Origin of the sequence: Pedobacter sp. GR22-6 (assembly GCF_037402555.1) — a bacterium.
GTDB lineage: Bacteria > Bacteroidota > Bacteroidia > Sphingobacteriales > Sphingobacteriaceae > Pedobacter.
Genome location: NZ_JBBEUC010000002.1, coordinates 1,120,005 through 1,138,191, shown reverse-complemented (window position 1 = coordinate 1,138,191; position 18,187 = coordinate 1,120,005). Strand labels below are relative to the sequence as shown.

Sequence of the window (18,187 nt, the reverse complement as noted above, 5' to 3'; positions counted from 1 at the left end):
AGATTAATTGCCCGCTACACCGAATTCAAGCTCATCGTTCGGAATCGGGAATACGTATTTGGCCGTTGTCATTGGATTGGCAATGCCATCTGGAAGTGTAAGCACATTCATACGTTTGTAATAAAACCAAAGCTGACCCTCTGCATAAAAATCCTTTCTATATTCAAATTGAATTTCGGTATCAAATGCAGCCTGGGATGTTGGTGCAGATATTTCAGGGATCAGCCTGTTTGCACGAACTACATTTAGGAACTTAATGCCTTCGTCAATTGTTGGCGAAGCTTCTGCCGCGATGTAGTACATCTCGGAGAGTTTGATCAAGGGGATTAAACGCTGCTTTACATTGGTAGGTGCATCACTCCAATATTTTTTAGAGTAAACTGTAGTAGATGCGATTTCATTCCATAAACTCTTGGAAGCACCTGGCCGGCGTACGTCTGTACCGTATCCTACTAATGAAGCCTGGTAAGTAGCATCCAACTTAGCCCTGGTAGACCACAAATCAGTCACTTCACCTGTCGTGGTCGTATTCTTGAATAAATCATCGGCACCTGCCTTTAAACTGGAAACATAAATTGAAAAGATATGCTCAGTACTAAAAGTCAGATCTGAAGCGGTCGATCCCGCATCGACATTGATCTCCGCAGAGGTAATGAACCTGAATTTTGTACTTTCAATCACTTCTTTCGAGTATTTCAATGCATTTATTTTATCACCTTTATAAAGATACAAACGGGCAAGCAGTGCTTTTACTGCCCAATAGTTCATGTGGTTCTGACGATATTGTAAAAACAAATCTGAATTGGTACTGCCCTGATTGTCTTTGATCTGATCGATATTCTGGTTTACAGCAAGTAAGCTCTCGGCCTCTTTCAGATCGGCTTCACACTGGCTGAGTACTTCTCCGAGCGTTAGTCTGGTCTGTGGCACTACGGTAAAGGACTTTAGGTAGGCAACTGAAGACTTACCAGCATTTGCGCCGTTGTCATACCTTTCTGAAAATAACCTGGCCAGGTCGAAATGAACATAGGCACGCATGGCCAGCACTTCCCCTTTGATGATTTTCCTGGTAGTCTCGTCTAATATGCCCGCACTTTCGTCGATATTCTGAAGAATGAAATTGGCCTGTGCTACCGTACCGTATTGCGCCTTGAAAATCGAAGCAATAAGGGTTTGGATTTCGGTATCGGTATAGTTATAGCGAGCAATTTTCCCCATGGTGGTGATGGTAGACGATTTGTTCTCATAACGCTGTGCCAGTACATCCATCATGTTAAAGCTCAACTGTCCGCCATAAGCCTGGACAGCTGCAGCACTCTGATATACACCGAATAAGGCGTCTATATAGCCCTGTCGCGTACTGAATTGTTTGCTTTCCTTTACCTGAGTTTTAGGATTTACGTCCAGCCACTTTTTGCAGGACGAAAATGACAGTAATAAGCCCAAAAGGTAAACTGGCAATAATGTGGTTATATTTTTTAGCTTCATCGTATTTCAATTAAAAAGTGGTCTGTAATTGCAGGGTATAATTGTGTGCAAACGGATATTCTAAGCCCCTTTCTCTTTTGATGCTGGAAGCTCTGAATACGTCGGTACCAAATAGCGTAATCTTTGTATTCTGTAAACCAAAACGCTTATTCAGTTTGTCTGAAAAGCGATAATACACGGAAATACTTTCTCCGGATATAAAGTTGTTTTTCTGTACAAATCTAGAAGTAGCGTAAGTGATCGGAGCATTTACATTATTGGTGTAGTTAACAATTCCACGATAAAAAGACACATCTCCTGGTTTCTGCCATCTGGAATCATATACCCGTCGATCTACATTGTACAGTGCTACGTTGGCATTTTCAACTCTGTCTACCAAAGTTTGATTATAAGTATCTCCTCCAAAATCGAATCTGATGAATACATTTAGACCGATCCCTTTTACTTCCAGGTTTGTACCCATTGTTCCTGAAATATCAGAGGTCTTATCACCAGCAATAACCTGATCGGCAGGATTATAGGCATTCACAACCTCACCGTTCCTGCTTAGAAAAAGCTCATTGCCGGATGCAGGATCGATCCCCAGGGAAGGTACTGCCCAAATTACATTTACAGATTGTCCTTCTGCATATTTGGGGAGTGGCGATGTTGAACGCGTAGAGTTTGCCCTTTCGTTTAAGGCTTTGATGGTAGAAGAAATTTTCTCGATCTTATTCTTTACATGGAATGCATTTACAAAGACTGACCAATTGTTGCGGTTACTTTGATTCAAAATGTTGTATCGGCCATAAAGTTCATATCCCTTGTTCAGCACGTCACCCATGTTATCATAGTAGCCAGAAAAACCGCTGGAAGGTGCACTCGCGATAAAAGCAATACTACCTTTTGTGCGTTCTATAAAATAATTGGCATTTAGCGTGAACCTGTTGGCAATCGTCAGGTCGATACCGATGTTTTGTTTCAGTGTCTTTTGCCACGCGAGCATTTCATTACCATAGCCAAGCAGATAAGACGCAATCACTCCGCGATATTCACGATCGGTGTAATATCCGCTGGTCGAGATTCCTTTATAGCTTTCGAAGCTTTCTGAACCTGTTGTACCAATTGTATAACGGAGTCTCAAATCGTTTATAATTGCATTTTCTTTAAGGAAATTTTCATTCTTTACGTTCCAACCTGCACCAACAGACCAAAAAGGCGCATAGCGTTTGTCAGAGCCAAAAAGCGATGATCCGTCCAACCGGAAAGTCGCATCAAACAGGTAGCGATTGTCGTAGGAATACGCTGTACGTGCAAGTGTACCTATAGTACGTGTAAGACTCTCACTTCCTGATGGTTTTTGATTTGTTGGATATTGATTACCCAGAATAAACTGGTCAAGGTTAGGATTTGGGAAACCGATTACCCTGACAGATTGGTTACTCGAAGTAACTTCCTTTACGTTCATTGTCGCAGAAGCAGATAAAAGATGCTTGTCGAAATTCTTGTTGAACTCACCTGTGAAAAAACCTTCAAGGCGCTCCATTTGTCCAGTACCCTTAGTATAAGAACCTTTTTCAAAGGTGGTAACATTTGCAAAAGAACTATGCTGAGCTGGTAGAAAGATATCCGACTCGTCATTCTGTTTGCTGTAAGACAAGCGGGCAGTCAGGCGCAACCATTCTTTTGCCTGCCACCTGGTTTCGAAATTGTTGGTAATTCCTCTGTAGGCAGTTCTATCCGTGATGTTCAGGGAAGCATTATACAGCGGGTTTACAGGTCTTCCAGTATAGCCGTTAAGGTTGTTATAATAATCCTGATTGGTAACTCGAAGTCCGGTAGCCGGATCAATTACCTCTTCCAAATATACCTTCAGATTGCCGTCTGCATCGTATGGTGACCAATATGGATTCAATCGGGTATATTGCTCAAATGAACCATAAGGTGAATTGTTCGCTGCATTGAATAAAATGGTCAGGTCATTCCTGAATTGGAAGTTTTTCAATCGATAGGAGAAGAAAGAGTTCCCTGTAGTGGTTTTTCTGTCTGAGCCTTTCATCACACCGGTCTTTTGATCGTAAGTAAGGTTCAGTCCGTAAGTTACTGCTTCGGCACCACCTTCTACGTAGATGTTGTGCTTCTGTCCAATTCCTGTACGGAGGGGTTTAGAAATCCAATCCGTATTGATGCCTGATTGAACAGCAGCAAGGCGGTTTTCCCTAACCAAATCCAATGCGTTCTGGGTTGTGTTGAACGTATTTTTAAAGAATCCGGAACGATCTTCCAAATCAAATTTTTCCCGGGCATTGAGCAGGTCATAACCATTCAGATCAGGAGCCTCTATCTGAGTACTGGCATTGTAAGTAAACCTGAGCTTACCTTCCACAGGACGAGTTTGCTCAATGACGATTACGCCATTTGCCCCTCTTGAACCATATATAGCTGTAGCTCCCGCATCTTTCAGGATGGTAACACTGGCAATCCTGTTCATATCGAGGTCATTTACCCTTTGTAAGGTTGTCTCGAAGCCATCCAAAATAAACAGCGGAGCATTTGGAGAAGCTTGATAATTAAACGGATCCGGATTTCCTACCTGACGAATGTCTGTTAAGGTATTACCGCCTCTCAGGACTACATCAGGTAATACGTTTGGATTAGATCCGATATTCAGATTTTCGGGGATTTGGAAAGATGGATCGAGTGATTTTAACGCTGTAAGAACATTATTATTAGATACCTTACTCAATTCCTCTGAATTGAATGCCCTAGCGGCTCCGGTAAAGGTCGACTTTGACTGAGAAAAGATACCCGTAACGACTACTCCTTTCAGCGACTGTGCAGATTCGGCAAGTCTAATTTCCAGAACGGGCTTAGTAATTGTGATCTCCTGAGTGTCGTAGCCGACATAGCTCACCAAGATCACCGAGCCGATAGCTGCATTGACTTTGAAATTGCCATTCACATCCGTCATCACGGCAGTTGTTCTATTTTTTACGCGAATGTTGGCACCAATGATCTTGTCTTTCGATTTGCCATCATATACTGTCCCTTTGATCACGGTATCGGCTACCAAGATCAGTTTACGACTTTCAAGAGTTGTTTTCTTACTAATCACGATCATGTCCTCAACTTGTTTGAACGACAGATCTGAATTAGAAAGCAGTTGTTTCATCAGGTTTTCTACACTGATCGATTTTTCAGATAAAGTCAGGTCTTTGATGTTTTTTACATCTGAGGTACGGTACAAAAACCGAAAGTTGGTACTTTCTTCGATTTTCTTAATGGCACTGACCATGCTTTCGTTTTCTAATGAAATGCCTAGTGTGACAGCACCCATGGCCTGCCCTTTTGCATTTGAAGCAATGGCTTGCAATGAAATAGCTGCTACTATGCAAATAAGGGAGGTTATACGCATAAGCTGTATTAGTGGTTTGGGTAATTTCCGGAAAATAGAATCTCCGTTTCTTGCTGCTTCTGCAGAAAAATTCATATTTTTAGTTTTTATTGTGATTACTAAACTTAAGCTTGGAATTACATGAAAAAGGCTTCATTCTAAATGAATGCCCTTGGGGTAAGGCTAATTATTCAATACTCGCAATATCAAATAACTACCTTACCCTTTATTACGTTGAATTTTTCTGGATGGAGTAGAATTTCTTCATATTAATTTTGGTTTAAAGGTTTAATTGTCACTATCGTACTATCTTTACTGAAGCTGTGTTTAGCTCCGTTATATTTACAAATAAGGCCCAGGAAATGATCCAGACTCTCTTTAGCCCGCAATGAGGTGGTAAATTCCAACTCTTGTAACTGGTCATCTTCAAGATTGATCTTCACATGAAAACGATCTTCCAACAACTTTTTGGCATTCTTGAAGGTGATGTTGTTAAAAGCAAGGTTCTCCTGATTGTTCCAGGACAATTCCTTCTCGGCATCTATTTTATGCCTCAATGGAACTCGCGATTCTGAGTCAAATATCGCCTGATAATTCTTAGGTAAGATGGTCATCCAATTGGTAGCAGTATCCTTTACCTCCACCCTTCCACGGATCACATTGACCTTCACAGATTTGGAACCCGAAATAGCGGTAATATCGAAAGCAGTACCCAATACCCTGGTCCGAACCGTTCCCGTATGAATGACAAAAGGTTTCTTCGCATTATGGGCTATATCGAAGAACGCCTTACCTACAAGTTCCACTTCCCTGTTATGCAGATTGAAATTTGCCGAAACCGTCAGTTTACTGCCTTTTTCCAATACGACTAAACTTCCATCAGCCAATTTCATCATGGTATTTTCCGTTTCAGAGGCAGTCATTATTTCAGGCTTCGCCAAAACTTCTTCCTTCGAAACTAGGGTTCTGACCTCTTTAGTTTCTATTGGTTGTCCATTTGAATGCACGAACAGGTAAATAAATAATACTGCAACAAAAATGGCAGCAGCATAGCCGATCCATTTCAATGTAGGCTTGGCCGTTGATCTCGGATGTATACCTTCCCAAATCTCCTGTTGCAGCTTTGGCATGCGCTCGTTAGATGGTACAAAAGCACTACTTTTCAATTCGTGGAGGTACCAGCCCTCAATCATTGCCTTTTCCTCTTCCGTGCAAGTACCTGCTATGTATTTCTCAAAAAGATCCTTTGAAAAGTTATGTTTCATCTGATTTTAGCTATCAAAGCAATTTTGCTTTGATACATGTCGGCTAAATAATCGTTTAGTAGTAGATGAAAATGAAATATTTTTAAAAAAGTTAAAACAATTTAAAAAACAGCATCAGAACAATACTGTAATAGTTCGTAAACTTAGGCTTCAACAGCTTCAGTGCATTGCTGATCTGCTTTTTCACTGTTTTGTCGGAGATATTCAAAGCATCTGCAATTTCGCGGTGCGACAGTTCAGCTTTCCTGCTCAATTCAAACACCTCCTTCATTTTTTGCGGCAGGTTTTGAATTTCTTTTTCCATTTCCGCATTAATTTCTTTTTCAATCAGTGCACGATCCGTACTAAAATCACCAGCAGACATATAGTCTTCCAAAGAATCCAGGTGATTTTGTCGCACTTTCTTCCGACTGATGAAATCAAAAACTTTATACCGTACTGCGGAATACAAATAAGAAGAAACTGCTACACTGATGTCCACATCGCCACCTTTATTTAGAAAAGAAACAAAAACCTCCTGAACAATGTCCTTCGCTTCGTCTTCATCTTTCAGGATTTTACAGGCAGAAATGTACAACAATTGCCAGTAACGTTCATAAATCAGTTTGAACGCAGCATGATCACCTTCCTTAAATAAGGTAAGAAGATCATTATCAGACATGCCAATATTCCCTTTCATTAATGTGTCCCTTAAAAAGGATTTTCCCTTCTCCCTTCGAATTAAAAATATTAATGCATTTTAAATGCATTAATATCGTAAGCCTAAATTACAATATATAGGACATAAATTCAAATATTCGAATTGTTAAATACGAAAGATCAGTAGTTCCTAACGATCAACTGACAATCTAAAGCACATGGGGGTCTGGCATCACATACAAAGTTCGACCACTGATCTTAAAGTGGATGCATTTTGTCATTTCCATAATCCTCAAAATCTGGGAAAGGTTTTTATTTCTGGAGATGGAACCACTAAAATTCAGGTCATCGGGAATTTGTTCAGGATATACTGCATCAACATTGTACCACCGGCATATCTTCCGCATAATGGATTTGATGTGTTCATCATCAAAGATGAAACGTCCACGCTGCCAGGCAATTCTTTCATCTATCTCAGCAGGCAAAACATTTAGCTGATAGTCAGTCAGCGTGGACTCCTGCCCCGGTTTGAGAATCAGACTGCTCTTTCCGACAGCCTTAATGCCTGATAGCAGGGAGACCCGGACAATTCCTTCTATAAGTGTCGTTTTAGTTCCTGGTTCATTAGGGTAACTATTGATATTGAAATGTGTCCCCAGAACCTCTACCTGTTGCTGGTTGGTCAATACGACGAAGGGATGTTGCTTATCTTTAAAAATCTCGAAATAGGCTTCTCCCGACAATTGAACCTCTCTCCTGGTCATCGAATTGAAAGTCGGGGGAAATTTTAGTGAAGAAGCAGAGTTTAACCAAACTTTACTTCCGTCGGGCAATAAGATGCTGTAGATCCCACCCCTTGGGGTAATCAGCATGTGAAAACCTGCCTTCAAAAATGTAAGACTGCTCGGTATATATTGCAGTTCACCCGCACTGCGTTTGATGATCTTCAGTCCCATCTCATCTGCTATTACCCCAGGTTTTGCAAGTTCCAGGTCTATATTCTTTCCGTTGGCGAGGATCAGGGTTGCCTTATTCCCTCCAGGTTTTACATCATTTACGGAAGTGATTTCCTGAGGTACTGCACTGGGCCCTTTTGTGCTTTGACTACTTAATATAAAGTATACAGAAATAGATATCAAAAGTATAGCAGCAGCCGCAATTCTCATGTATAGCCTTCGTATCAATATAAACCTATGTTTATTGATCGCCCCATCAATCCGTCTGAAGAGCTCATTTTTTGTGTCGGCCACCTCACCCATCTCTTTGACATCCCAATCGTCGCCACTACCTTTTATCCCTTCTATGTAGTGATTATATTTCTGCAATTGCTGATCGGTGGCACTATGATCTGCAACCTGTTCTGCGAGTTGCTTAAGTTCTTGTTTGTTCATGCTTTATGCCTCTTAAAATGGTACTATATAGATATAGGCACTGGAAAGCACCGTTACACCTGCCTGTTACCAAATTAATTTTATTTCAGATCATCATTAATAAAACAGCCAACCTATTCAATGGTCCCCTGAGTTTTTTTAAGGCACGTGTGATATGATCATCCACCGTTTTCTCTGAAATACCCAGCTTTAGTGCAATTTGCCGATGGCTCAACTGTTCATCGCGACTGAGCTTAAAAACAGCTTTGCATTTTTCAGGTAATTGTTCAGTCAATTGTGCGATCAGCAACTTCAATTCTTTAATTTCAAGGTCTTTTTCCACAAAAACAGAAACATCCACCTTTTTCAATTCTTCAAAAAAGGATGCCTTCACCTTTCCATTTCTGATAAGATTGGCAATTTTATACTTTACGGCAGTCCATAAATAAGCCTGAACACTGGTTTTGATTTTCAAAGTTTTCCGGTGCTCCCAAAACCACAAAAAAACAACCTGACAGATATCGAGGCTATCTTCACGATCCTTCAAGGTACGGTATGCTGAATTGAAGAGCGACTTCCAATGCCTGTTGTATAACTCGTCAAAGGCCATGCGATCGTCGGCAGCCATCATCTCGAGAAGTTTATCATCTGTATAATCAGTGGCGGAATAGGTGAGCATATTACAATATCTAGATTATTTTTTACCTGTCTCATTTCTATTCCTCAAACTTCATTTTAATAAACCTGGGCCGATAGAACTGTTGGTCTTTTCCCAGATCCTGCATGAAGTCAAAAGAATTGACATTGTAACTGATCAGTAGTTCCCCTTTACCAGACAAGCTTGGATGTGCCTTGGCATTGTAAGTAAAATAACCTTTTTGTGTCAATGCTGGTTTGCAATCCCAAATGCGGATCACAGGTCCAAAAGGTCCGATCGGACTTTTCCCGATCCTCATTCCAACATACTGACCGATACCACTCTCCTGGAAAATAAGGGCATACCTTCCGTCCGGCAATTGCGAAAGACTCAATTCATTGGATACCCGATCTGTAAGCACAGCAGCATCCTCCATATGATTGGTCCACAGATTTCCATCCCAGAACTTCCATTTGTCAAAATGCTCAAAATCTTTTGGTAGTACCCTTGCGACCAACAACTTTTTGGACTGCCCTTTCACGCCATAGATATAAATATATCCGTCTGCATTTTTTGCGCCAGCCTTCACCGTGTTGACGTAAATACCCGCACCATAGGAGCCCGCATCATCGTTTTTAACAAAATGAAAAGGAGTATCTTTTTGTTCGTAGTTAAGTATGTTGGAAGCCTGATCATTAGCTATTTTGATCATTGTATTCCCCACCTCGGAGAAACCAAAAGCCCCGTCCCCTACTTGCTTGATCCTATAGCCAAATAGGAAAATAGCGTTGTCCAATTCCTGGTTTACAAATCCATCCCCAAGCCAATAATAATCTTTAGTCCCCGTATGCTGTGTTTTTGGAACGAAAACATGACCTCCAGCCGTTCCTGTATTCCAATAAAATGATATATTCCGCTCCAGCGGCTTATTTCCGGAAAGCAATGCTGTAGCGTTATGAATCATCTTCGATGCTCCGATCCTGCCATCTCCCGGCTGCTCCACCATACTGTCACTAAAGATAAACAAGGTTTTAGCCGATGATGTGCCTTTGTGCTCTACTCCGTTTAGCGGAATCGAATAGATGCCATCCCCACCAAACCAACCGTCGTTGCGTTTGAAAAGATTGGTCCAATCATGAGCTTCTTCTACTTTATACTTTAAATGCTCAAGATCGAACTCTTTTTGAGCATAGGCTTGTACAGCAGTACTCAACATCAACAAAGCAACTAGCGTTTTTTTCATATTAGTTTCCGATAAATCATTTAGAGTTTAATGGTCTCAGCTATAAAACTATCTAAAAAAAGCATATTTTTAAAATCAATAACCCAGCCATGCTCAAACGAATACTCATCTCTTTTTGCCTGATGCTTTTAGTTGTCAATATTCAAATAGCATTTGCCATCGCAAGTGACAAAAATATTGATTTCAATGAGCGAATAGCATTGGCCAGGGTCTACTGTAAAGCCAATAAAATGAATGTATCTTATTGTATTTTCGTAGACATGAACGAACATTCTGGAAAGAACCGGATGTATGTATACGATTTTAAAAACGACAAAATCATTATCTCCGGTCTCTGTGCGCATGGAAATGGCGGTGGGAGCAGTCCATATAAAGCAGTTTATAGCAATCGCATTGGCAGCAAGTGTACCTCCTTAGGTAAGTATAAGATAGGCAAACGTGCTTACAGCAACTGGGGTATAAATGTACATTATAAAATGCACGGTCTGGAAAAATCAAATGACAATGCCTACAAACGGATCATCGTTTTACATTCTTATACGCCAGTTCCCTCTTTTGAAACTGCTCCGATTCCATTATTTAATGTGAGTGAAGGATGCCCCGTAGTGGCCAATAAAACCATGAGGCAAATAGATCAGTTGATCCAGACCGGCCAAAAAAATATGCTGTTGTGGATCTACGAATAGTACCACAACAATAAGCATTATTCTTTTTTCTTAAAGAAACCTTTCAATTTATCAGCTACTGAATTCTTTACTTTCTCCGTTGCCTGAGCTTTTATCGTATCTACCTTTGCCTGAACCACAGCTTTGACTTCCTCTCTTTTCTCCGCCACTGCTTGGGTTACGACTGACTTAGCTTCTGCTTTTGCATCGCCTGCAGCGTATTTCAGCCCCAGGGTAGGCTTCAATATCGTTCCACCCAGTACCGCATTTACTTTGATATTTTCACTAAGGGCCGCGTTCGTTCCGGCTTTATTATTCAACTTAGCAATGAAAGCATTAGCCGTTTCATTTGCTTTCGCTCCCAATAATGCCCTTGGCACCTCTAATGCCAACTGGTAATCTATACTCTGATCCAATCCGTTCGAACCCTGCACATTCATGACGATGCCTTCCTTTTTGATATTGAATGGCGATACATTCAGTCTTCCCGCTCTGCTCTTAAATTTCGTGAGGACATTATTCAACTCTAGTTTCTTGAATTTATCGGCACTCAAAGCCGAAGCCAGCTTGTTCAAAGGCTCAAAACCATCCAGGACTGCTTGGACAATATTCGTTAGGCCTTCTGCATTGATCGATGAGTACACAGGCATCATATGTTCGTCGAGATCAGAGTTGAACTTTAGATGGGTAGAGAAAGTACCTTTTGTAAATTTAGCTACCGGAGCCAGGAGCTTTACTGTACTAAAGGCCATAAAGGCTTTCTGAATATCCATTTTTTCTACACCAAAATCGATATCTACTTTAGGCTTTTTAGGATCCACAGTTGCATAAGAGCCATTCATATTCAATCCGCCGTCCAGCATGTTCATACCCATATCCTTAAAGAATATCGTTTTATCTTTCAGCACTAACGTACCTTTTGCGTTACTGATGTCGTAGGTATCATAAAGAATTCTTCCCGCGCTGGCTGTCAGGTTAAAGTCTATATTTTCCGGAACTTCGAATACTGTAAGTTTAGTATCACTTTTTGCAGCAGCATCCTCCTTTGCTGGCGGACCAAGCAGTTCATTGATGTCAATCATCCCCGAGGACACATTGAAATTTCCTTTTAACGCCTCATTTTTTTTGAAGAAATAGCTCAGGTAATTGTTCACAGTTCCATTGGCCTTGAAATCACTTCTTCCGACTTTAGCTGTTAATCCGTTTAACGTGATGTTCTTAGGGCTGAATATCATCTTTGCACTGGGCACGCTTACAGGCATAGGCACATTTTTACCCGTATAGCTAAAGTTACTGGCTGTCATCTGTCCGCTGGCTTTAAACGCTTCATACTGGCCTTTATCAATCATGGATTTTCTTCCTGCTGCCTGTACATCTGCATCCAGAACACCACTTAATTTCATGTCTTTCATCGGAAAGATAGTGGTCAGTTGTTTCAGGTCCAGTTTTCCCTTCAAAGCCATATCCAGAAAAGGATCTGTTATTGGGTTCCTGAGCAAAAGACGGCCATCTATCGGGGCCTGACCAAATTCCAGATGAAATGCAGGAACATCGACTATAGTATGATCCATCACACCATCTGGGTTGCTGATCTTTGTCTTCACCTGAATGTCATTGATCGAAGAGGGCAAAGCGGGATATTTGATCTTGCCGTTTTCAATCGCAAGATTGACATCAAATGCAGGCAGCGACTTTTCATTGTATACACCCTTAGCGCTTCCGTTCATGGCAAATTTGCCACTGGCTTCAAGATCTTTAAAATTGCTCGCGTAGATTGCCGGAATCAGCGAGAGGAAATGCTTCAGTTCAGATTGTTTGGCATCAAACTTAAAATCGACCAGCATATCGCTTGCGTTTGGCATCACCAATGAACCTACGGCAGACAAGATGAGCTCATTCAAATGGATCTGGTTTTCTGCTAAGCTGAACTTCATTTTCGACAGGTCGATATCAATGGGCAGATCTGCACTCAGTTTTACTTTGTTCAGGTAAGGGATACCTCCATATTTAACTGTCAGTTCTTCAATGTCCGACTTGGTTTTCAGTTGGAACAAGTCTTGGGTAAAATCCCCGCTTCCGGTATGGTTTAGGTTTTCCATTTCCATAAACAGACCCATTGAAGCATCTTCATAGCTTACCTTTCCTTTTTCAATCGCATATTTCTGAAGCGCAACTTTGAAACTGGTTTTTGTCGTATCCGTTATTGCTGTTGCAGAGGAATCTGCCTTCATGATGTCCCAATTTGCCCTTCCGCTTTTCAATACCTTCGCACAAATTGTTGGCTCATTCAAATCAACGGAATTAATCTGATACGTTTCTCCTTTCAGGACTGTCATCAGATTTAAATTCACCTGTAGTTTTTTAATATTCGCAAGAGTATCTTTAGCAAAGCTGTCGATACCCAATACCCTAAGTCCGTTGATCTCAATTCCCAAATCGGGAAAAGAACTGATCAAACTTACCTCCAGATCTGTGAAATCTACTTTTGCGTTGATCTTCTCATTAATGGTCGATTTGACCTTTGCTTCGATTTCTTTCTTAAAAAACAAGGGAATAGCTGCCGCAGCGATGAGTACAATAGCAAATAGAGAGGCGAGAATGATGGCTATTTTCTTAAACATGGTGGTTTGTGCTGAAAAAATATGTTTTTTATTCTTTAATAAGGGCAATTAAGATTCCAAAACTAAGGTTTAGTAAAACGGTCGATCACTCGCATCGTCAAAATGGCTTCTTCTGAGGAACACGGGTTTTCTCTTTCGTCCAGAAAATAGCAGCAGACTTGCTCAATCATCGGCTGCTCTACATGCAGAATGGGATCAAATACAAATTCGCTCAGTCCTTCCTCTCTTTCCAGAACCACTTTACTCCCAAAAATCTGGAAACTGATCTTTCCATGCTCCCCGACAATTTCGCAACGGTCGGTTTTGCTGAGCGGGTTTACTGAAAAGCACCAGGTCCCGTTGAATACCACTCCATTGTTGAACACCACATGGCCTACCACCAAGTCATCTGCCTGGTTCAAGCCTTGTTGATTCAAAGCGCGTCCGGAAGAAGATAATGGAGGGCCAAAGAAATAGATCATCAGGTCCAGTTGATGCGGCGCGAGGTCGTGGAAAAGACCGCCACCAGATATTGCAGGGTCCAAACGCCAATTGCTTTCTGAATCTGCAATCAGGTCCGACTGCGGAGGCTGCAGCATCTGAAGTTGTGCAAAACGGGCTTTTCCTATAGCCCCTGTCTCAATCAGTTCTTTGATCTTTAAAAACATCGGTTGGGCTCGACGGTAATGAGCAATGCTCAATTTAACACCATATGCTGCTGATGCTTCGCGCATCCTTTCGGCCGCTGCTGCGTTGATAGCCATCGGCTTTTCTACATAGACAGGTTTTCCGGCTGCCAGGGCTTTAAGCGTATAAATTTCATGCTGGAGTGGTGGGGTTGCAATATAAATGGCATTAACGTCTGGATCATTGATCAAGTCATCTGCATCATCATACCATTTTGGTACGCCATGTCGAGCTGCATAATCTGCTGCCTTTACACCATCCCTCCTCATCACTGCGACCAGTGAGGAATTGCTTATTTTATTGAAAGCAGGTCCGCTTTTTACTTCCGTAACGTCACCGCAGCCGATGATGCCCCATCTGATTTGCTCCATATTGTTCTTCAATTGCGCTCAAACTGAAATCTAAACACACAAAACTACTGAATTAAATCATACAGCCGCAGCACTGCAAATATTTGTTCGCGGAACGCCTGCGATTTTATATCTTAGGGAAATCAACCAATATAAACTCAACAATCCACAAATGAAACTATTCTTCCGCATTGCTTTTGCCCTTTTCTTATGTAGTCATACCTCTATCTCGCTTGCGCAGACCAAAAGTTTATTCAATGGTAAAGACTTAACAGGCTGGCACATCGATGTACCGGAAATGGATAAAAATCCTAAAGCCATAAATCCTTTCATTATACGTAATGGACTATTGGTAAGTTTAGGCACTCCAGGTGGGCACCTCATCACCGATGCAACCTATAAAAACTACCGCATAGAAGTACAGTACCGCTTTGCCGCCAAGCCAGGCAACTGCGGAGTATTGGTTCACGCTTCTAAACCCCGTGCATTATACGGAATGTTCCCACAATCCATAGAAGTACAAATGGAAAACACCATGGCGGGAGATTTTTGGTGTATAGAAGAGGACATTATCGTTCCGGACATGGAAAAACGCAGAGGACCTATGGAAAACTGGGGCATCAATGGCGACAAACTCAGGAGGATCCGCAGAACAGAACCTAATGTAGAAAAGCCTGTGGGCGAATGGAATAAGATGGTCATAGAATGCCTGGGCGACCAGGTAAAGGTCTGGGTAAACGACATCTTTGTGAACCATGGCAGCAATTGTACGGCACAAAGTGGTCAGATTGCTTTGCAGGCTGAAGGCTCCGAGGTGGAGTTCCGCAAAGTAGCACTTACGCCAATCCGTAAACTGAGTAAGGACAGCAAATAAGGCCTCTTATCGAATGAGCCTCAGCGTTTCCTTAATCATCAGATTGGGCAGAACTGGCGCCGTATTTATTTCCAACTTTTGGGTATACCCGATTCTTTGTACCGTTTTTCCAGAAGCCAGGGCTATTGTATTGGCCAATATTGCTTCTGCGCCTGTTCCAAGGGATGCATCATCAGCCGCGATATCTACCGGCATGCCATCAAAATAGTCTCCCTTTCCTCTGGAATTTTTGATCAGGAAATTACTAACATATAAGGTATACTGGTCTATTTTGATCCCAAAAGAACCTACCGGTTTTCCGTAAGTTTTGGAGCCAATGAGTTTCACATTAAAGTAGGGTTTCAATGCGTTTATCAGCAATTCACTGGCAGATGCAGTACTGCCATTTACTAAGAAATAGATGGACGACAACTGGTTGAGCCCAACTCCTTTTTCAAATGTATAGGTATTGCCGGAAACCGAAAAATCAACATCTGCATAAGTTGCCAACCGTCCGTTCAGGTATACCGGTTGGTTATTCCCATCCAGGTAAATTTGCTTTTTTAGGATGCTGGCTTTTCCTTGTTGCATTTCGCTATTGAAATGTTCGCTGTACATTACCTGCCCATTCATCGCGGGCTTGGCCATCAGATTGGCTAGGTACTTGGCTGTTTCGACATAACCACCGCTGTTATTCCGCAGGTCAACTACCAATGTTGTTACTCCCGCATCGGCAAAGCCCACAAAAGCCTGATCTAAAATCGGCTTCAAGGTATTTAAATGAGCAAACTCTGTCAGGGCCAGATAAGCGGCATGTCCCGAAATCCGGGTATCGGTTAGGGCAGCAGCAAGCTGCTGATCTGCAATCCGCGGATAAACAGCGGCCACATTTCCGCTAGTCCCCGTTCCAGCTGCGATATAGGAATATTTTGCAATACCTGGAAAATCGGTTTTTTCATAGGGCTGCAGGTTGAGTGGGTTGATGGCCGGCCGGCTCAAGTCATACACTAATTCTTTAAAATTGAGCAGATCCGATGAAGCACTGGTGTATTTTCTGGGATTAAAGGTATAGTAATCAGTCAAGGCATCTTTCCATAAGTACGTATGCTTCGCATACAGAAAAATAGAATCCAGGGTAAACTGCATCCGGCTACCGCTGGTCGGCGACTCCGGCTGATCTTCCAAAACGCCCTTCTTTTTACAACTGAGCAGTCCCATCAGACAAACCAACAGGATAACAGCAAGCTCCGCAACATGCCTTTTACATTGCGAAGCTTGGTTATTGATCAAATCACGTGTAAGCACTGTGCTTAGTTTAGAGGGGTAAACTTAAACCAGTAGTAAGGGAAATTGGTGGCAGGGATCAGATTTGGATTAGATGTTACAGTAGGGGTAGCATTTGAATACATGCTGATCATTTTGATTTTCACAATTTTATCGGCCGAAGTTTTAAGAAGCAATGTCAAATCATCGATTGCATATGGCCTGTGGATGTTATATCCAGCAGGGAAATTCATATAAAAGTGGTAACGGTACCAACCAGCTGCAGTAGTTCCCGGGGCAATGTTCAATGGACTTGGGATTGTTGGGCCAGCAGTGTAAGAAGCATGGTTACCAAAGTTTGCAGGAACCGTAGTGGCCGAAGCAGTATCAGCCAATACCACACTTGCATAGTCTTTTACAATGTATTTAAACCATTTTGTATCAGGACCTTTGGAAAGATCTCCATTTGAAGTACCGGTAAACCGGATATCATATGAATCAAAGTTATCTACATCTGCCGCATCATTATTTAAGAAACTGTAATAGTAAGATGAGTTTGTGGTATGCGGATCAGATGGATCAGCGGCAGGTGCACTACCCTGGAAAAAGTTCTGTATCCTATACTCATTGCTGCCAATTTTTTTCAGCCAGCCTGAACCGTAGGTGTTACCAACGCCACCTAGTCTAACAGAATCTCCTACTGACAGAGGTAATGCCTGTGCTTTAGAATTTTGTAATTTTAAGCCTGAAGGTCCTGCATCCTCAGATTCTTTTTTGCAGGACGAGAGTATTGCCGAAGCACCTATAGCCAGAGAAAGTGTAACTAAACCAATTTTTTTTGTAAATTTGCTCCCAGCTTTTAGGGATTGAATACTTGTGTTCATAAATTGTTTTTTAGAGTTAAAAATGATTGTTTGTAAAGGCATTGGGCTGTGCAATGCGAATGCACAGCCTTTTTATTTGCACGCAATTTGATATATTTTTATCCGCTATTTAACGGTGTTGATATCAGTAGTACCAGCAGGAAAAACTGCGTATTTGAAGGTCAGGAAGCCTGATGTAGAAGTTGCACTTGCTTCATAAGGTTTACTCACATCATTTACCTTATACATGTTTTGCATGCACAATTTCACAATCTTTCCATCATTCAACTTGATGATATAAGTGATGTTCTTTATCGGTGAATAATAAGAAAAGATCCCAGTCTCTGTATTCATTGTCTTCCCCCATTCGCTTACCCTAAGTGTACCGGTGGACTGAACTCCAATTGCTTTTAAAGTAAAATTCAAATCTGAAGGTATGTTTTTTACATTATCAAAATCTTCGGTCACGTATGTGGCGATGTTTGTAGAGCCATTTTGCGACCATGGGCGGTTATTGATCGTACCGTTGTTCAATAAGCCTGCGGCATTAAAATATGTGTTCGCATCCATTAATACCATATCCCAGGTCAATCCAGCCGCTTTGTCTTCTGTAACCATCTGTGCGGTACTAAAATTGAAATAAAATGGCTTGTTCATGGCATGTTGCGTCACTCCATCCTGTACATATTTTGCTCCGGTTGGTATCATCGGTAAATTCGTAACTTGATATACACCAGTTTTTACATCCTGTTTGATGTATTCAGAAATCACTTTTGGCGGGGTCACTACCTCTTCCGGGGTACTTTGGTTGTCGTCTTTGCTACAAGAGGAGAACATCACTGCTGCTGATAATACTACTGCACTAAAAAGTACTTTTGTTTTCATTTTAAT

The 18,187-nt window shown here is 41.6% G+C and carries 14 protein-coding genes; 2 read left to right on the top strand and 12 right to left on the bottom strand.

Going from position 1 to position 18,187, the window contains the following annotated elements:
• Positions 1-3: 3 nt before the first annotated feature.
• The 7 genes from WAE59_RS12430 to WAE59_RS12400 form a co-directional block, all read right to left on the bottom strand.
• Complete coding sequence (locus WAE59_RS12430; protein WP_337856287.1) at positions 4-1,488, bottom strand: RagB/SusD family nutrient uptake outer membrane protein; 1,485 nt, start codon at positions 1,486-1,488, stop codon at positions 4-6.
• A gap of 10 nt (positions 1,489-1,498) precedes the next feature.
• Positions 1,499-4,957, bottom strand: a complete 3,459-nt coding sequence (locus WAE59_RS12425) for a SusC/RagA family TonB-linked outer membrane protein (RefSeq protein ID WP_337856286.1) — start codon at positions 4,955-4,957, stop codon at positions 1,499-1,501.
• Positions 4,958-5,130: 173 nt separating this feature from the next.
• Entirely contained in the window at positions 5,131-6,126 is a 996-nt protein-coding gene (locus WAE59_RS12420; protein WP_337856285.1) for a FecR family protein, read from the bottom strand.
• A 91-nt stretch (positions 6,127-6,217) separates the two neighbouring features.
• Positions 6,218-6,805: an RNA polymerase sigma factor gene (locus WAE59_RS12415; RefSeq protein ID WP_337856284.1), complete on the bottom strand. Its 588-nt coding sequence runs from the start codon at positions 6,803-6,805 to the stop codon at positions 6,218-6,220.
• Positions 6,806-6,974: 169 nt separating this feature from the next.
• A complete protein-coding gene (locus tag WAE59_RS12410) occupies positions 6,975-8,156 on the bottom strand; it encodes a FecR family protein (RefSeq protein ID WP_337856283.1) in 1,182 nt (393 codons plus the stop codon).
• An 85-nt stretch (positions 8,157-8,241) separates the two neighbouring features.
• Positions 8,242-8,814, bottom strand: a complete 573-nt coding sequence (locus WAE59_RS12405; protein WP_337856282.1) for an RNA polymerase sigma-70 factor — start codon at positions 8,812-8,814, stop codon at positions 8,242-8,244.
• A gap of 37 nt (positions 8,815-8,851) precedes the next feature.
• Entirely contained in the window at positions 8,852-10,015 is a 1,164-nt protein-coding gene (locus WAE59_RS12400; RefSeq protein WP_337856281.1) for a DUF4185 domain-containing protein, read from the bottom strand.
• Positions 10,016-10,104: 89 nt separating this feature from the next.
• On the opposite strand from WAE59_RS12400, the gene WAE59_RS12395 reads away from it, so the two are divergent.
• Positions 10,105-10,701 (top strand): murein L,D-transpeptidase catalytic domain-containing protein, encoded by a 597-nt coding sequence (locus WAE59_RS12395; RefSeq protein ID WP_337856280.1) that lies wholly within the window; start codon positions 10,105-10,107, stop codon positions 10,699-10,701.
• A gap of 17 nt (positions 10,702-10,718) precedes the next feature.
• On the opposite strand, the gene WAE59_RS12390 is transcribed toward WAE59_RS12395, so the two are convergent.
• Together WAE59_RS12390 and WAE59_RS12385 are read right to left on the bottom strand one after the other, a co-directional pair.
• The gene (locus WAE59_RS12390) at positions 10,719-13,301 is read right to left on the bottom strand and encodes an AsmA-like C-terminal region-containing protein (protein ID WP_337856279.1); all 2,583 of its coding nucleotides are present in this window, start codon (positions 13,299-13,301) and stop codon (positions 10,719-10,721) included.
• Positions 13,302-13,363: 62 nt separating this feature from the next.
• A complete protein-coding gene (locus WAE59_RS12385) occupies positions 13,364-14,338 on the bottom strand; it encodes a Gfo/Idh/MocA family protein (protein WP_337856278.1) in 975 nt (324 codons plus the stop codon).
• 151 nt (positions 14,339-14,489) lie between these two features.
• On the opposite strand from WAE59_RS12385, the gene WAE59_RS12380 reads away from it, so the two are divergent.
• Complete coding sequence (locus WAE59_RS12380; RefSeq protein ID WP_337856277.1) at positions 14,490-15,191, top strand: 3-keto-disaccharide hydrolase; 702 nt, start codon at positions 14,490-14,492, stop codon at positions 15,189-15,191.
• A 6-nt stretch (positions 15,192-15,197) separates the two neighbouring features.
• Here WAE59_RS12380 and WAE59_RS12375 read toward each other — a convergent pair whose 3' ends face one another.
• From WAE59_RS12375 to WAE59_RS12365, 3 genes are all read right to left on the bottom strand, one after another.
• A complete protein-coding gene (locus tag WAE59_RS12375) occupies positions 15,198-16,475 on the bottom strand; it encodes a S41 family peptidase (RefSeq protein ID WP_337856276.1) in 1,278 nt (425 codons plus the stop codon).
• A gap of 5 nt (positions 16,476-16,480) precedes the next feature.
• Positions 16,481-17,317, bottom strand: coding sequence for a hypothetical protein (locus WAE59_RS12370; RefSeq protein WP_337856275.1), 837 nt, complete (start codon positions 17,315-17,317; stop codon positions 16,481-16,483).
• A 105-nt stretch (positions 17,318-17,422) separates the two neighbouring features.
• Positions 17,423-18,181: an HmuY family protein gene (locus tag WAE59_RS12365; protein ID WP_337856274.1), complete on the bottom strand. Its 759-nt coding sequence runs from the start codon at positions 18,179-18,181 to the stop codon at positions 17,423-17,425.
• Positions 18,182-18,187 lie beyond the last annotated feature (6 nt).

Bases quoted from the DNA above. Each gene is read 5' to 3' on its own strand.
- WAE59_RS12420 (WP_337856285.1), bottom strand. From the start codon at position 6,126: ATGAAACATAACTTTTCAAAGGATCTTTTTGAGAAATACATAGCAGGT.
- WAE59_RS12390 (WP_337856279.1), bottom strand. From the start codon at position 13,301: ATGTTTAAGAAAATAGCCATCATTCTCGCCTCTCTATTTGCTATTGTA.
- WAE59_RS12370 (WP_337856275.1), bottom strand. From the start codon at position 17,317: ATGAACACAAGTATTCAATCCCTAAAAGCTGGGAGCAAATTTACAAAA.
- WAE59_RS12395 (WP_337856280.1), top strand. From the start codon at position 10,105: ATGCTCAAACGAATACTCATCTCTTTTTGCCTGATGCTTTTAGTTGTC.
- WAE59_RS12380 (WP_337856277.1), top strand. From the start codon at position 14,490: ATGAAACTATTCTTCCGCATTGCTTTTGCCCTTTTCTTATGTAGTCAT.
- WAE59_RS12385 (WP_337856278.1), bottom strand. From the start codon at position 14,338: ATGGAGCAAATCAGATGGGGCATCATCGGCTGCGGTGACGTTACGGAA.
- WAE59_RS12425 (WP_337856286.1), bottom strand. From the start codon at position 4,957: ATGAATTTTTCTGCAGAAGCAGCAAGAAACGGAGATTCTATTTTCCGG.
- WAE59_RS12430 (WP_337856287.1), bottom strand. From the start codon at position 1,488: ATGAAGCTAAAAAATATAACCACATTATTGCCAGTTTACCTTTTGGGC.
- WAE59_RS12400 (WP_337856281.1), bottom strand. From the start codon at position 10,015: ATGAAAAAAACGCTAGTTGCTTTGTTGATGTTGAGTACTGCTGTACAA.
- WAE59_RS12365 (WP_337856274.1), bottom strand. From the start codon at position 18,181: ATGAAAACAAAAGTACTTTTTAGTGCAGTAGTATTATCAGCAGCAGTG.
- WAE59_RS12405 (WP_337856282.1), bottom strand. From the start codon at position 8,814: ATGCTCACCTATTCCGCCACTGATTATACAGATGATAAACTTCTCGAG.
- WAE59_RS12410 (WP_337856283.1), bottom strand. From the start codon at position 8,156: ATGAACAAACAAGAACTTAAGCAACTCGCAGAACAGGTTGCAGATCAT.
- WAE59_RS12415 (WP_337856284.1), bottom strand. From the start codon at position 6,805: ATGAAAGGGAATATTGGCATGTCTGATAATGATCTTCTTACCTTATTT.